The sequence below is a fragment of the Acinetobacter sp. YH01018 genome, from assembly GCF_013420295.1.
Classification (GTDB): domain Bacteria; phylum Pseudomonadota; class Gammaproteobacteria; order Pseudomonadales; family Moraxellaceae; genus Acinetobacter.
In genome coordinates, this window is sequence record NZ_VOYL01000005.1 from 47,102 (window position 1) to 62,388 (window position 15,287).

Annotated in this window: 14 protein-coding genes, 2 tRNA genes, 1 other RNA gene and 1 pseudogene; 12 read left to right on the forward strand and 6 right to left on the reverse strand. The window is 41.0% G+C overall.

The window, feature by feature from the left end; all coding sequences use genetic code 11:
- Nucleotides 1–41: 41 nt before the first annotated feature.
- The 3 genes from rluD to FTT83_RS03240 are packed head-to-tail and all read left to right on the forward strand — an operon-like array spanning nucleotide 42 to nucleotide 2,480.
- Nucleotides 42–1,094: a 23S rRNA pseudouridine(1911/1915/1917) synthase RluD gene (gene rluD, locus FTT83_RS03230; RefSeq protein WP_180042376.1), complete on the forward strand. Its 1,053-nt coding sequence runs from the start codon at nucleotides 42–44 to the stop codon at nucleotides 1,092–1,094.
- A 51-nt stretch (nucleotides 1,095–1,145) separates the two neighbouring features.
- Nucleotides 1,146–1,886 (forward strand): peptidoglycan editing factor PgeF, encoded by a 741-nt coding sequence (gene pgeF, locus FTT83_RS03235; protein WP_180042374.1) that lies wholly within the window; start codon nucleotides 1,146–1,148, stop codon nucleotides 1,884–1,886.
- Between the two features lie 42 nt (nucleotides 1,887–1,928).
- Nucleotides 1,929–2,480, forward strand: coding sequence for a flavodoxin family protein (locus tag FTT83_RS03240; protein WP_166170375.1), 552 nt, complete (start codon nucleotides 1,929–1,931; stop codon nucleotides 2,478–2,480).
- Nucleotides 2,481–2,541: 61 nt separating this feature from the next.
- Here the strand turns inward: FTT83_RS03240 and smpB are convergent, their stop codons facing one another.
- Nucleotides 2,542–3,018 carry an SsrA-binding protein SmpB gene (gene smpB, locus FTT83_RS03245; protein WP_086196831.1) on the reverse strand — a complete coding sequence of 159 codons (477 nt, stop codon included), beginning with the start codon at nucleotides 3,016–3,018 and terminating at the stop codon, nucleotides 2,542–2,544.
- A gap of 140 nt (nucleotides 3,019–3,158) precedes the next feature.
- Between smpB and coaD the strand changes: the two genes are divergently transcribed.
- The 4 genes from coaD (at nucleotide 3,159) to FTT83_RS03265 (ending at nucleotide 4,474) form a co-directional block, all read left to right on the forward strand.
- The gene (coaD, locus tag FTT83_RS03250; RefSeq protein ID WP_180176218.1) at nucleotides 3,159–3,650 is read left to right on the forward strand and encodes a pantetheine-phosphate adenylyltransferase; all 492 of its coding nucleotides are present in this window, start codon (nucleotides 3,159–3,161) and stop codon (nucleotides 3,648–3,650) included.
- A gap of 1 nt (nucleotide 3,651) precedes the next feature.
- Complete coding sequence (locus FTT83_RS03255; protein WP_180042373.1) at nucleotides 3,652–3,915, forward strand: YfhL family 4Fe-4S dicluster ferredoxin; 264 nt, start codon at nucleotides 3,652–3,654, stop codon at nucleotides 3,913–3,915.
- Between the two features lie 26 nt (nucleotides 3,916–3,941).
- An RNA gene (gene rnpB, locus FTT83_RS03260) (RNase P RNA component class A) lies at nucleotides 3,942–4,325 on the forward strand.
- Between the two features lie 72 nt (nucleotides 4,326–4,397).
- Nucleotides 4,398–4,474, forward strand: a tRNA-Met gene (locus FTT83_RS03265).
- Between the two features lie 99 nt (nucleotides 4,475–4,573).
- On the opposite strand, the gene FTT83_RS03270 is transcribed toward FTT83_RS03265, so the two are convergent.
- Complete coding sequence (locus FTT83_RS03270) at nucleotides 4,574–4,837, reverse strand: hypothetical protein (protein ID WP_257234880.1); 264 nt, start codon at nucleotides 4,835–4,837, stop codon at nucleotides 4,574–4,576.
- Nucleotides 4,838–5,124: 287 nt separating this feature from the next.
- Between FTT83_RS03270 and FTT83_RS03275 the strand changes: the two genes are divergently transcribed.
- Nucleotides 5,125–5,201 (forward strand) — tRNA-Met (locus FTT83_RS03275).
- A 129-nt stretch (nucleotides 5,202–5,330) separates the two neighbouring features.
- Here the strand turns inward: FTT83_RS03275 and FTT83_RS03280 are convergent.
- From FTT83_RS03280 to FTT83_RS16005, 3 genes are all read right to left on the reverse strand, one after another.
- Nucleotides 5,331–6,356, reverse strand: a complete 1,026-nt coding sequence (locus FTT83_RS03280; protein ID WP_368737326.1) for a hypothetical protein — start codon at nucleotides 6,354–6,356, stop codon at nucleotides 5,331–5,333.
- Nucleotides 6,349–7,974: an NAD+ synthase gene (locus FTT83_RS03285; RefSeq protein ID WP_180042369.1), complete on the reverse strand. Its 1,626-nt coding sequence runs from the start codon at nucleotides 7,972–7,974 to the stop codon at nucleotides 6,349–6,351. Before FTT83_RS03285 ends, FTT83_RS03280 begins: the two co-directional genes overlap by 8 nt.
- Nucleotides 7,975–8,631: 657 nt before the next feature.
- On the reverse strand, nucleotides 8,632–9,150 hold the full coding sequence (locus FTT83_RS16005) for a hypothetical protein (protein ID WP_373423508.1): 519 nt from the start codon (nucleotides 9,148–9,150) through the stop codon (nucleotides 8,632–8,634).
- A 417-nt stretch (nucleotides 9,151–9,567) separates the two neighbouring features.
- On the opposite strand from FTT83_RS16005, the pseudogene FTT83_RS03290 reads away from it, so the two are divergent.
- Nucleotides 9,568–10,210: pseudogene (locus FTT83_RS03290) on the forward strand (transposase); the annotation flags it as partial.
- Nucleotides 10,211–10,321: 111 nt separating this feature from the next.
- Here FTT83_RS03290 and gltA read toward each other — a convergent pair.
- Nucleotides 10,322–11,599, reverse strand: coding sequence for a citrate synthase (gene gltA / locus FTT83_RS03295; RefSeq protein ID WP_086196825.1), 1,278 nt, complete (start codon nucleotides 11,597–11,599; stop codon nucleotides 10,322–10,324).
- A 1,013-nt stretch (nucleotides 11,600–12,612) separates the two neighbouring features.
- On the opposite strand from gltA, the gene sdhC reads away from it, so the two are divergent.
- From sdhC to FTT83_RS03310, 3 genes are read left to right on the forward strand one after another with little or no spacing between them, the layout of a single operon-like run.
- Entirely contained in the window at nucleotides 12,613–13,011 is a 399-nt protein-coding gene (sdhC, locus tag FTT83_RS03300) for a succinate dehydrogenase, cytochrome b556 subunit (RefSeq protein WP_131273317.1), read from the forward strand.
- Entirely contained in the window at nucleotides 13,011–13,376 is a 366-nt protein-coding gene (sdhD, locus tag FTT83_RS03305; RefSeq protein ID WP_180042367.1) for a succinate dehydrogenase, hydrophobic membrane anchor protein, read from the forward strand. Before sdhC ends, sdhD begins: the two co-directional genes overlap by 1 nt.
- Nucleotides 13,377–13,388: 12 nt before the next feature.
- Nucleotides 13,389–15,287 carry an FAD-binding protein gene (locus tag FTT83_RS03310; protein WP_086196823.1) on the forward strand — a complete coding sequence of 633 codons (1,899 nt, stop codon included), beginning with the start codon at nucleotides 13,389–13,391 and terminating at the stop codon, nucleotides 15,285–15,287.

Sequence of the window (15,287 nt, forward strand, 5' to 3'; positions counted from 1 at the left end):
CTACAATTGCACTATTAAACCACTTTTGTCTGAATGAGCAAATGAGTCAAGCACAATCTTCTAATTCTAATGTCCCTGAAACTGATTTCAATTTACTTGAAGATTCTGAGGATGCAGATAACCATACTTCAGACTCAACTGCAACACGTTTATCGTTGCAATTTCAATTGGATGAAAGTTATTTAGGGCAACGTATCGATCAGGTTGCAGCGCTAGTCTGGAGCGATTTTTCTCGTGAAAAATTGAAGCAGTGGCTGAAAGATGGCCATTTGTTGGTAAATGGTAACACTGTCAAACCTAAGTATAAATGTGAAGGCAATGAGCTGCTCACGCTGGATGTAGAGCTGGAAGTTCAAACCAAAAGCCTGCCGGAAAATATTCCCCTCAATGTGGTGTATGAAGATGACGATATTATTGTCATTAACAAACCGGTTGGTATGGTTGTTCATCCAGGTGCGGGAAATACCAGCGGTACACTGGTGAACGCCTTGCTTTATCATTATCCAAAATCTGCTGAACTGGCTCGTGCCGGTCTGGTACACCGTATTGATAAAGACACCAGCGGTTTGCTGGTGGTAGCGAAAAATCTTGAAGCCCAGTTTTCTTTAAGCAAGCAATTGGCGAAGAAATCGGTATATCGTCTCTATGATTTGGTGGTGTACGGTAACATTATTGCCGGTGGTACGATTGATGAGCCAATTAAGCGCCATCCGGTCGATCGAGTAAAAATGGCCGTGTTGCCGGGTGGTCGAGATGCAGTGACCCATTACAACGTGAAAGAACGCTTTCAGCATTTCACTCGTGTGCAGGCACGTCTGGAAACCGGCCGTACCCATCAGATTCGTGTGCATTTTAGTTATCTGGGCTTTGGTCTGGTCGGTGATTCGGTGTATATGAGCCGTGTCCGTGTACCGGCAGGTGCTTCAGAATTACTGGCCGATACTTTACGCGGCTTTAAACGTCAGGCCTTGCATGCAACCAAACTCGGACTGATTCATCCGCGTAGTGGTGAAGAAATGATGTTTGAGGCACCATGGGCAGATGACTTTGCGCAATTGATTGATGTATTGCGCAGTGAAAATAAAGCCTATTAAGTGGTTTTATGGCTGGGTATGAATCATAAGGAAAAGCACAAGGAAATAGACATGCAATTTGTTCAAGGGCTTCCGGAAGGTGTATGTGTTGGGCAGACGCGAGTGCATCATGAAAAAAATCAGCCTTCAGCTCAACCTGAACTTGCAGGATTTAACCTGGCCTTGCATGTGGGTGATGATGCAAAGCGTGTACAGCAGCACCGTATGGCTTTACTGGCGGAGTTTGCTGAATTCGGGGTCGATAAAGTGACCTGGATGACGCAAACCCATAGCACCATTTGTCATACCATCAATGAAGAAATCCCTTTTCAGGCCCTGGAAGGGGATGGAGTGGTGACCCAGCGTAAAGCACATGCCTTAATGATGATGACTGCGGATTGTTTACCTGTCGTGCTCGGCAATGCAGATGGAACGGAGATAGCGAATTTGCATGCCGGCTGGCGAGGCTTGGCCCATGGTATTGTGGAAAATACCATTGCTGCCATGCAAACCCAGCCAACTTGGGCATGGTTGGGCGCTGCGATTAGTCAGCCCTGTTTTGAAATTGGAGCAGAAGTCAAACAGGCTTTCTGCTCTAAATACCCTGAACTGGAAGCTGCTTTTAAAGCGGGTGAAAAAGCAGATAAGTTTTATGCTGACTTATATGCCATTGCGCGATTTATTTTAAAGCAACATGGGGTTGAAATTGTGCTGGGCGGTGACCAATGTTCCTACACACAGGCAGAAGAATATTTTTCCTATCGCCGTGCAGCTAAAACCGGTCGTATGGCAACATTCGTGTTTATGATTTGAAACTGTTAAACTTGTTGATTAAAACTTACTGCTTTTATTGATATGCTTTTATCCACGAAATCTCTTGCTATCGTTTATCACAGCCCCTATGGACATACTGCAAAGGTCGCTTCTTTCATTGCTCAAGGGGCCAAGCAAACCGGTATTCAGGTACATTGCATGAATATCGAGCATGTGGATTGGGATGTTTTGGATCAGGCTGATGCCATTATATTCGGTTGTCCGACCTATATGGGTAGTATTACTTCAGCCTTGAAGCTATTTATGGAGCAGTCATCCAAACGCTGGCTGGCACGGACCTGGCAAGGCAAAATTGCAGCGGGTTTTACCAATGGCGGCGGATTGAGTGGTGATAAACTGGCAGTATTGCAGCAAATCAATCTGTTTGCCATGCAGCACGGCATGCTATGGGCAGGTTTGCCGCTGATGCCGACTGGGCGTGGTTCGCAGGACCTGAACCGGATGTCGGGCTTTTTGGGATTGATGACCCAATCGGATAATGCCCCGGTAGAGGTGACACCACCGCAAGGTGACCTAGATACGGCTATCTGGTTTGGTGAATATCTGGCATTGTTAGCAAACAGATTCAAATAAGTTTAGATTTTTACCTGAATTAAAAAACCTCCAGCTGGAGGTTTTTTAATTCAGGTAAAAATTATTTGTGGAAAATCCGGGCCTTGTCACGCTGCCAGTCCCGGTCTTTTTCAGTCGCACGTTTATCGTGTAACTGTTTCCCTTTAACCAGGGCAATTTCCAGTTTGGCTAATGGACCTTTCCAGTAGCAGGCCAAAGGTACACAGGCATAACCTTTCTGATTCACTGCACCCAAAAGTTTTTCAATTTCGCGGCGTGAAAGCAGCAATTTGCGTGTGCGGGTGGCTTCAGGCACCACATGCGTTGAAGCAGATAACAGGGGCTGGATTTGTGCACCAAATAAAAACGCTTCATTGTTCTTGAACAGAATATAACTTTCGGTAATGGTCATCCGCCCGGCACGCAAGGACTTGACTTCCCAGCCTTGTAAAGACAACCCGGCTTCGAATTTATCTTCAATAAAATAATCATGGCGAGCACGCTTGTTCTGCGCAATAGTGCCACCAGTATTTTTTTTAACTACGATTGATTTCGACATAATACGCATATTCCAAGATTAGTTCTATTTTGCCTCAAACTCGCTCTGAGGTGAAGTTTTTTCAAAAGTAAGGAGATTGTTCACTAAAAAAAGAAGTTTTTGTTAAAATAGGGCTCTACTAAAAACTAGAGTAAAAATGGATGACTAAATCTCGCGTCATTTATCCAGGCACTTTCGATCCAATTACCAATGGACATATCGATTTGGTGTCACGTGCAGCGAAAATGTTTGATGAAGTTGTGGTTGCTATTGCCATTGGTCATCACAAAAATCCAGTCTTTAGTTTGGAAGAGCGAGTGGAACTAGCAAAAAAATCGCTCAGTCATTTGCCTAATGTAGAATTTGTCGGCTTTGATGGTCTGTTGGTCAATTTTTTCCGTGAACAGAAAGCAACAGCTGTGCTGCGTGGATTACGCGCCGTATCTGACTTTGAGTACGAATTTCAACTGGCCAACATGAACCGCCGCCTGGATGCAAGTTTTGAGGCGGTATTTCTAACCCCTTCAGAGCAATATTCTTTTATTTCATCTACTTTAGTACGTGAAATAGCACGCTTAAATGGTGATGTCGCGCAGTTTGTACCGCAAGCTGTGGTAGAAGCCTTTAAGTGGAAACAACAGCAAGGTTGGTAACGTGTCTTTATATATTACCGATGAATGCATCAATTGTGATGTCTGTGAGCCGGTGTGCCCGAATGAGGCGATATTCATGGGTGAGGTCATTTATGAAATTCACCCGGACTTATGTACTGAATGTGTCGGGCATTTTGATCAGCCACAATGTCAATTGTTCTGTCCGGTCGACTGTATTCCGCATGATCCCCAGCATGTGGAATCACAAGATGACCTGATGGAAAAATATAAAAAGCTGATTGAGCAAAAAAGCACCAGCAATTAGTGCTGAAATTTGTTAGCATACGCCCCGAAGTGAGCCAGACGATCGCTGCTGTGGAGATCTCCGTGATTGAAGCAGGGGAGGAAAGTCCGGGCTTCGTAGGGCAGGGTGCCAGGTAACGCCTGGGCGGTGAAAGCCGACGGCAAGTGCAGCAGAGAGTAGACCGCCATCTTTGCAATTTCCCTTCGGGGAGACCAAGAGAGATGGTAAGGGTGAAAGGGTGCGGTAAGAGCGCACCGCGTGTCTGGTAACAGTTCACGGCAAGGTAAACCCCACCAGAAGCAAGACCAAATAGGAATCCTTCAGGCACGGCCCGTGCTGGATTCGGGTAGGTCGCTTGAGCGTACGAGTGATTGTACGCCTAGAGGAATGATCGTTCACGACAGAACCCGGCTTATCGGCTCACTTCACCAATTTTTTTACAATTATTGCGTGATATTTCTTGACATGAAGTGCCCTGAAATAGATAATACGCGCACAGTTTTGGCTATGTAGCTCAGTTGGTTAGAGCACCGCACTCATAATGCGGGGGTCACAGGTTCAAGTCCCGTCATAGCCACCATTTTCATAGACCACGTTTATAAAAGCGTGGTCTTTTTTTTATGTCTAAAATTTATCTTAAAAAATCATTATTTACATTGAATTGCACTGGCATCGAGTTTTACTTTAGGAAATTTTTGCTTATATTTTCCAGAATTTTTGGTTTTTTATTTTTTCCAAACACGATCTGTTGCAATTGATCGATTTTATTTTTAGTAAGATGAAACTGTGCATAGTGCAAAGCAATCTGGTTTTGCGTAGCAATCGTTAATTTCTGATCTTCTGCAATATGCTCAATACGATAGAGTTTTTGCTGTGCTTGACTGCGTTGTGCCGGGGGCTGTGCTTTTGCTACATGGTCAAAAGCTGTTGATTGTTGATCCATCACCACATCCATACAGACTCCATTGTAATTGACGAATATGGGTGAAACTAACTGGCAGAGGAGCCACTAATTAGGGGAATTAAGCTGATGGCGATGAATTTGAGATGCATTTTATTTCAATATTTCAGTGCTTTAATTTTAAGGTTTAAGTAGGAAATAGCTGGAATAAATCGCTGTTTTGTTTAAATATTAACTGAAAAAAAATAAAACGCTCAAACTCTGAACACTTGTAAAATAAAGGGCTTGACGCTAGTTGTTGAAATCTAGATAATGCGCACACAGTTTATGGCTATGTAGCTCAGTTGGTTAGAGCACCGCACTCATAATGCGGGGGTCACAGGTTCAAGTCCCGTCATAGCCACCATTTTTATAGACCATGCTCTCAGCATGGTCTCTTTTTTTATGGTTCAAAAAAGTCAGGTCGATTCTCAGAAGCAGAAAAAGGTCTGTTAACCATCCATTAATAAAATGCCAACAGAGCCTGTATAAGAAATTAAAACTTTTCTTGAAGATATTGCTCAATAAATTGATGAGTAGTTTCGCTGGCATAAAAAGGTGAAATCAGCGCCTGAATAATCCCGTCTAGCAATCCTTGTTGCTCTAGGGCTTGAAGAGTGTAGGGCATAAAACGGTGGGCTTCCTGATGTAAGTCTTCTTCATCTAGTCCGACAGATTGCAACAGTTTCTGTAAGCTGTAGTTGGCGAAATAGTCATAAAAGCCAGCCACCACATCCAAAACCACCTGTTGCAGGTATTCTGTTTGTCTTAACTGTCGCCAGGTTTCATAGACCAGAATAAAGAACTCTTCAAAGTCTATGGGCTGGAATTGGGAAAAAGTTTCCCGCAAGGTTCTTTGTTTAATATCTTCCCATAAATGCAGGCTGATATCTGCCAGCTCTTCATTCGGCAGTAAAAACAGGTTGGCAAGTTGTTTAACCAGAGCGTGAGCAAGTTGCTGCTCCAGCTTGAGTTCAATAGCCTGTTGCTGGTCTTGAATAAAACTGAGTATCTTGGAACCTAAACCTTGTTGATGGGTATTGAGCTTGCGTAGATGATCCAGCCAAGGCGTATTACTTTCAAGAATCTGGTTGGCTAACTGTAAACTGACATGTTCGACTTGCGGATTGTGCTGCAAATTATCATGGATGTAGTGACGCAACTGATCCAGTTCGAGAATCTTGTACATCCAGAGTTCAAAAGTTTCATCAGACAGCAGGGTGTTGATTTGAGTCTGGCTGTTCATTGCCAGCTGATGAATTCTTTGAGAAACAACCCCGATGAACTCTAAAATTTCAGCACCTAGATTCAATTCAAAGGCATATTTTTGAACCACCTCTTGTAGCGATTCAAGTTGAATAATCTGTTTTAAAGCAATCTGATCTGAAGAAATATAAAGATGATGAACAAATTTTTCGATATAAGGATTATGTTGTTCTGCTAATAATTGTTTTTTTATAAAGCGGGTTTGCTCAAGCATAAGCGCTTGAGCAAACTGTTGGGCTAGGTGCTTCTTAGACACCTGGTGTCCATCCATTCATAATTGGATAACGGCGTTCACGGGTAAATGCTCGTGAGCTGATACGCGGACCAATCGCACCTTGACGACGTTTATATTCATTACGATCTACCAGGCGAATGACTTTTTCCACCACTGCTTTATCAAAGCCTTTGGCAATAATGTCATCCTGACTCATATCTTCTTCAATATAAGAATAAAGAATGGCATCCAGTACTTCATAGGCAGGTAAAGAGTCTTGGTCTTTCTGGTCTGGACGCAGTTCTGCAGAAGGTGGGCGAGTAATGACACGCTCTGGAATGACCGGAGTTTCTGAAATGCTGTTACGGTATTTCGCCAGTTCAAACACAATGGTTTTATACACGTCTTTCAGCACGGCATAACCGCCAACCATATCGCCATACAGGGTGCAGTAACCTACAGAAAGTTCAGACTTGTTGCCGGTAGATAAAACCAGATTACCGAACTTGTTCGACAAGCCCATCAGTAAGGTACCGCGAGCACGGGCTTGCAGGTTTTCTTCAGTGGCATCTGCAGGACTGTTGCCGAAGAATGGATACAGGGTTTGCATGAAGCTGTTCACGATTGGATTGATTTCAGCAATACCAAAAGTTACACCCATGGTTTTGGCTTGTGCGGCCGCATCTTCTACACTGATTTGCGCGGTGTAGGTATAAGGCATCATCACTGCCTGGACTTTATCTGCACCAATGGCATCAACTGCGATTGCCAGTGTTAACGCCGAGTCAATGCCACCCGATAAGCCCAGAATTACGCCAGGAAAACCAGAGCGTTGAACATAATCGCGAGTCGCTAAAACCAGACCTTGATAGATTTCAGCCAAGGTATCTAAAGCAGGAATCACTGTTCCGACTTTATAGGCTTTTTGTTCCGCTTCATATTCGGCGTAATAAAGATCTTCTTTAAAGCTTGCTGCCTGTACAGCAATGCCGCCATCTTTATTGATCACAAAGCTGGTGCCATCAAAAATCAGGTCATCTTGACCACCGATCTGGTTGGTATACACCAGATTAATATTCAACTGTTTCGCCAGTTCACTCATGGTGGTGACACGATGTTGCGGTTTGCCCACTTCATAAGGTGAAGCATTTAACACCAAAGCAGTTTCAACATTCAGTTGTGATAATTGATGAACGGTATTAAGTGACCAGATATCTTCACAAATCAGCACGCCAAATTTATGACCTAAATATTCAAAAACAAGGTGTTGATGGCCTTCGCTGAAATAACGCTTTTCATCAAATACACTATAATTTGGCAAGTTCTGTTTATTGTAAACGCCCAACACTTGTCCATCTTTCATTACGGCTGCAGCGTTATAACGCTGACCATCTTCGGTTTGATTGACAAAACCAAAGACCATCACAATATCTTTGACTTGGCTGAGCTGCTCAAATGCTTTCTGTGTGCGTTTTGCCAAGCTAGGACGGAGTAATAAATCTTCAGCAGGGTAGCCTACAGTGGAAAGCTCCGGGAAGAGAATTAAATCAGCTTTTTGTTTTTTGGCTTCATTTATCTGTTCAAGCATCTTTTGAGTGTTTGCTTCGATATTGCCAATATGCGGAGAGAATTGTGCAAGGGCAATTTTAAAACTTTTCATTCCAACTTAATCCTATTACCTATAGGGATGTATACACAGACTTAGATTTATTATGATTATGCGTTCAATGCTGTGTACGTGACGACAAATAAAATAGAAGTATTAATCAATAATTAGCAATTCGATACTATATACGAATTGCATCGTTTATAGAGAAAAAAACAAAAAAAAATCTGAATTTAGACAAAAAAATACAGCAGGGATGCGAAAATAGACATATTGCAAATGGATTGTGGTGATTGGATGAGATAACCTGCTAGATGCAATTTCTATTAAATTTTTTAAATCAAATGTTTGAGGTGGAATTCTACATTTTGTCTACGCGTGCACAAGCACTTGCCAGGTTACGGTTTGAGAGGCAGTTGTAGTTAAAAGTTATACACACTGTTGTCTAAACATTAGTTGCCAAAAAGTATGCCATTCACTTCAAGCCTACTTATGAATCGCTACCCGTTTCATAAACAGCTTTAAGTTTGCTCACCTGGAAAATTCACCAGATTCTGTTCAGCAGAATGATCTCGACAATACTGAAAAGAGGGACTTGAACGATGAAATCGAACTATTAAAAAATTAAAAAAGATGATCGGATGGAAAATTATGAGGCATTATTGAAATTTATTCATTCCAAGAATTAAGTTAAAATTGAGCCTGCAAGAATTACTGTATGAGGTGTTGATTATTTAAAATAATGTTGGGGATATTTTTAAAGAATATGTCCCGGGCAATCTCTCCTTGTTGTTCAATGTTGTATGTATGAAACGGTTTGCCCGCAATAAAGTGGTATTTATAAGGATTATATTTTTTAAAACTCAAAAAATATCTGGACTGCAGTATAGCGCCGTGTAGCAGAACATTGATATTAGACTGATATTGATAAATGTGGGTCATCTCATGTATGAACAGACCTTGCATTTGTTTAGATCGCCGAGAGAAATCTTCACAAAAATTTTCGTTATTCATGAAAATGTTGCCATTTGGAGCCATGTACATATTTATGGGTTGCCAGGGAAGATATTTGATATTCAATATTTGAACTTCATTGTAATTGATTAAATTACCGAAAACTTGCCGTGCAAGATTTATCTCACCCGTGGTCAACTGCCGAAAACGAAAGTTATGAATATCAAACATTAAATAAAGTTTGAACAATAACCAGAACCTAAATTTTTGGAACATAAAGTTTCATTTTACTGTTTGTAGGGTAAATTCTATTCACAAAGTAAGGCGAGAGTAAATGTCAAGGAAGGGAAATTTGTTCAATTCTTTGATTTGATATTGTAAAGATGCTGAAGAAAATTTGAATTCTTATTACCCGTGATGGATAAGAAGTTAGATACAAGTTTAACAATAGAATTTAAAGATCAATTCAAAATGAATTTACTTAGAAAGTTAAATCTGGAAAAAATCCATTTAGGGATTTTTCCCTTTGATATTTATATAAAAGTATAGCTAAGCCTGAAAATATATTGTTTAACTTAAGAAAATCTGAATCGCGCATAAGAAATAGACTTGAAAAAAAAGGCGGCTAAAAATCATGAGGGAGTTACCACATAACCTACGTCTTCAATGACCATGTTCGATGGCTTTTTTTAGAAATTTGAAGCAAGCTATTGGGAATTTTAAAAATATAGCAACAAGCGTTTGAGAATACTGTCTACTCAATTGCAACTTTCAGAAATCGTGTTCATTGCCATTTGGTATAAGTATTCTTATTTCAATAACTTCAAAGCCTTCTTCTTTTTATTAAGGCAAAATCAAGGTCAACTCTTTCGATATTTACCATGTTACCAGCGGATGGTTCATCTCATCAGAGCTCATTAATTGGCGCTGCATGTTTTACATTTTTTCTGGATGAAAGATTGTTAAAGTCATTATTTATAGATTGATTCAACTACGCTAACTGTATGCAAAAATCAGCGGATTCAACGCATAAATCTCGAGCAGAGATTGCAACCCGCGGCAAAAGCTCAATGGGATGGTTCTTTGATTGTAAGCTGTACTTAATCATGAATCAGTTATGAAATCCACTCGACTCTCTACATCAGGTGAATATCACTTAAAGCAGCCTAATAAAATAGAGAATTTATTTAGCTTGTTAAAAGGAAAAAATCATTTGGTGACGAGTAAAGCGAGAAGCATTGATGGGTATTTATCTGGAGTTTATGCATCGTTATGTGTCTATCAACTCTGTCATAAAAACAAGCCAGTGGTTCGTATTATGCAAACATTGGCTTAAACAGGATTCGGGTTGAGTAAAATTTTATAGCATGGAGTAGAGGCTTGATTGAAAGACGTAAAAAAACCGCCCGGAAGGGGCGGTTTTTTTAAATCATTAATTCTAAAAGAATTAACGACCTTGGATGTCACGTTGAACTTCACCAGTGTAAAGCTGACGTGGACGACCGATTTTGTAAGGGCCGCTGTGCATTTCTAACCAGTGGCTGATCCAGCCCACTGTACGTGCAAGAGCGAAGATTACAGTAAACATTTCAGTCGGAATACCAATCGCTTTAAGGATGATACCTGAATAGAAGTCTACGTTAGGGTATAAGTTACGTTTGATGAAGTATTCATCAGACAATGCAATGCGTTCAAGTTCCATTGCAAGAGCAAGTTGTGGATCGTTGATACCAAGCGCACCAAGAACTTCATCACAAGTTTCTTTCATTACTTTCGCGCGTGGATCGAAGTTTTTATAAACTCGGTGACCGAAGCCCATCAGTTTAACTTCTTTAGTCTTCACTTTTTCCATGAAGCCCGCAACGTTTTCTACAGTGCCGATTTCATCAAGCATCTTAAGAACGGCTTCGTTCGCACCACCGTGAGCAGGACCCCAAAGTGCAGAGATACCCGCAGCGATACATGCGTAAGGGTTAGCACCAGTAGAACCGGCTAAGCGTACTGTAGAAGTAGATGCGTTTTGTTCGTGGTCAGCATGAAGCGTGAAGATACGATCCATTGCTTTAGCAAGAATTGGGTTAACTTTGTAGTCTTTGTCTGCAGGAGTAGCAAACATCATGTACAAGAAGTTTTCAGCGTAGCTCAAGTCATTACGTGGGTAAACGAATGGTTGACCAACTGTATATTTGTAGCTCCAAGCTGCTAGCGTAGGAACTTTAGCAATCAAGCGGATTGCAGTAATTTCACGGTGGTTAACGTCTTCGATGTCCAAGTTGTTGTGATAGAACGCAGAAAGCGCACCAACTACACCAACCATAATTGCCATCGGGTGAGCATCACGACGGAAACCATTGAAGAAACGGCTAACTTGGTCATGAACCATAGTGTGGTTACGAACTTTAGCATCAAATTCTACTTTTTGTTCAGCTGTTGGAAGTTCGCCGTTTAACAATAAGTAGCAAGTTTCTAAATAGTCTGCTTTAGTTGCAAGCTGGTCGATTGGGTAACCGCGGTGTAGAAGAACACCTTTGTTACCATCGATGAATGTGATTTTAGATTCACATGCAGCTGTTGCCATAAAACCAGGATCAAAAGTAAAGTGACCTGCGGCCAACACATCTTTAACGTCGATTACATCTGGGCCCAATGTGCCGCTGTAAATTGGTAATTCAATTTCTTTGCCATCAAGCTGTAAAACGGCTTTTTTGCCAGTTGCTGCAGACATTCAATAGATCTCCTGTCCTGGTGAATGTTTTATCTGACTCGTAGTACTAATCTTTTAATGCGCGAATCAGACGGGTCAAAAATTTGCTATAAGATTAGTGAGTACTGAAATTTTGTCAATTATACTTATGGATAAAGCGACGCCCTCACCGGGGTTGGGTCAAAAAAATCCAGTAGCCATGAGGAAAATATCAGTATCGACGCTGTATAATAAGTCAAATGAAAATAAGTTGCAGAAAAAAATATGCATGTTGTGGGAATTGTAGGCAATTTTTAATTCCTAAAAACTCTGATAGGTTTCGAATTTACGTCAAGCCTAATATTTTAAATTATTCTAATTTTCGTAACTTACATCTTTTTATTGTATTTTTTGCTGATTTTTTAGTCATAATTAAAAGCGATAAATGAAAAGTGAAATTAAGTTTGTTTGGTTAAAAAATAGCTGCCAAATATGTGCTGAAATGCCGGTTATTTGTCCAAATTGGATAAAATAAACCATAATTTTGCAGAAAAAATCAGCATGATTTTGCCATATAAGGAAGTTATGCACAGACTAAGTGGTTATTTCATTTCATGAAGTTGGATTGATATAATTATTATAAATACCATATATTTTTTATGGAAATGAAAGTTGTTATAAATGATATAAATACAGCTAGGATTGTTGTAAAATATAATGATTCTTTGTTCATCTTTAGTCTAAATAAATAAATTTAATTCTCAAACCTAAAAACGATAAATAAAATTTAATTTTATTTAATAAAAACCAAACATATAGCTCTGTTTTCTTAGATGTATTTTGTCTGCTTGCATTGGGGATTTTATGTTAATGATTCTTATTTGATGCTTTTTTATGGAAAAGCTAAATGTGACTGTTTGTATTTTGATAGTTCACGTTTTATAATTCAGTGTCGTTTTAAGTTTAGGTGTTACTGGATAGAGTAATTGCCTAAAAATGCTAGCTTTCCTTCGAATTAATTCCAACAAACTCCGGATGGAGTTTTTACTTACAGGATGCCCGCTGTGAAAAGCAACAGACCTGTCAATTTGTCCATGGGTCAAGTTTTAGAAGTAAACTTAAAATCCCCTGTGGCTATTGCATCAATTCTACACCGTCTCTCTGGTGTCATCGTATTTTTACTTGTACCGGTACTTTTGTGGCTTTTAGACAAATCGTTGTCTTCTGCTGAAGGTTTTGCTGAAGTTCAGGCAATCTTTAGTGGCTTCATTGTGCGCTTTATCGTATGGGTGTTTGTAGCCGGCTTACTTTTCCATTTTATTATGGGTATTAAGCATTTACTTGCTGACCTTGGTTTTGCTGAAGAACTGCAAAGTGGTCGTGTGGCAGCTACTATTTCATTGATCTTGGCTGCGATTTCTATTGTCGCATCATTTGTATGGATTGTTCTCTAATGAAAAGTGCTACAGGTTTAACGGGTTCAGGTTCTCGCGATTGGTATATCCAACGCGTAAGTGCTGTTGTATTAGCTGTTTATACTGTTGTGGTATTGGGTTGGATCCTTCTGAATGGTGGATTTAACTATGAACAATGGTTTGGCTTTATGATGACATTACCAATGAAGATTATGTCTTTATTGGCAGTCTTATCTCTTGTCGCACACGCTTGGATCGGTATGTGGCAGGTATTCACGGATTATGTGACTACTCGTCAAATGGGTCCTTCAGCTTCGGGCTTGCGTTTGGTGCTGACTTCAGCAGTGATTATTGCTGTATTTGCATATGCAATCTGGGCGATCCAGATTTTTTGGGCGAATTGATAGGAAAATATCATGGGCGCGATTAACCCTAAAGAAGATTACACAAATATTCCACACGAAACTTTCGATGCTGTCATCGTTGGTGGTGGTGGTTCAGGTATGCGCGCATCTTACCAGCTTGCTCAAGCGGGTTTGAAAGTTGCGGTACTGACTAAAGTGTTCCCAACACGTTCTCATACTGTAGCGGCACAGGGCGGTATTGGTGCATCTCTTGGTAATATGCAAGAAGATAACTGGCACTACCACTTCTATGACACGGTTAAAGGTTCAGACTGGTTGGGCGACCAAGACGCGATCGAATTTATGACGCGTGAGGCTCCACAAGTTGTTTATGAATTAGAACATCTGGGTATGCCATTCGACCGTAACGCAGACGGTACAATTTACCAACGTCCATTCGGCGGTCACTCTGCAAACTACGGTGAAAAAGCAGTTCCTCGTGCATGTGCTGCTGCCGACCGTACAGGTCACGCACTGCTTCACACGCTTTATCAAAGCAACGTGAAAATGGGTACGCAATTCTTCGTAGAATGGATCGCACTTGACTTGATCCGTAACGAAGCTGGTGACGTACTTGGTGTAACTGCTATTGACCAGGAAACTGGTAAAATTGCAGTATTCCAAGCCAAAGCGACATTATTCGCTACAGGTGGTGCAGGTCGTGTTTACCGTGCATCTACTAACGCATATATCAATACTGGTGACGGTCTTGGTATGGCGGCTCGTGCAGGTATTCCATTACAAGATATGGAATTCTGGCAATTCCACCCAACGGGTGTTGCGGGTGCAGGTGTATTGTTGACTGAAGGTTGTCGTGGTGAAGGTGCAATCCTTCGTAACAAAGACGGCGAACCGTTCATGGAACGTTATGCTCCAACTTTGAAAGACTTGGCGCCACGTGACTTCGTATCACGTTCTATGGACCAGGAAATCAAAGAAGGTCGTGGTTGTGGTCCTAAAGGTGACTACATTCTTCTTGATATGACGCACTTAGGTGCAGATACGATCATGAAACGTCTTCCATCTGTATTCGAGATTGGTAAGAAATTCGCGAACGTTGATATCACTAAAGAGCCGATTCCAGTAGTACCAACAATCCATTATCAAATGGGTGGTATTCCAACGAATATTCATGGTCAGGTTGTGGTTCCTGAATCTCGCGAAACAACTCCGCTTGAAGCACACTACAACAAAGATACTGATGTTTATTCTACAAATGCGGAAGGCCGCGACTTCACTAAGCCAGTGAAAGGTTTCTATGCAATTGGTGAATGTTCATGTGTATCTGTACATGGTGCGAACCGTTTAGGTACAAACTCATTGCTTGACTTGGTTGTATTCGGTAAAGCTGCTGGTCAACATATCATTGATTATGTGACTAAACATCATGGTGATGACTACCAACCGCTTCCTACGACTGTGCTTGAGCAAACTGTTGAACGTATTCGTAAATTGGATGAGTCGACTTCAGGTGAAAATGCTCAAGAAGTTGCTGATGCAATCCGTGACATCGTTCAAGACCACGCTGGTGTATTCCGTACATCTGCACTTCTTGAAGAAGGTGTGAAGCAAATTCTTGCGATTGAGCCACGTGTTCGTAACATTCACTTGAAAGACAAATCTAAAGTATTCAACACTGCACGTATTGAAGCTCTAGAAGTTGAAAACTTGTATGAAGTGGCGAAAGCAACACTGATTTCTGCTGCGGCTCGTAAAGAATGTCGTGGTGCGCATACAGTGGTAGATTTTGAATTGCCGCCAGAACATGCGGACTATCCATACGGTCGTCGTGATGATGAGTGGATGAAGCACACATTATGGTTCTCTGTTGATAACCATCTTGAGTACAAGCCAGTGCGTTACAAACCTTTATCGGTTGATGCAATTCCACCTAAACCACGTACATTCTAA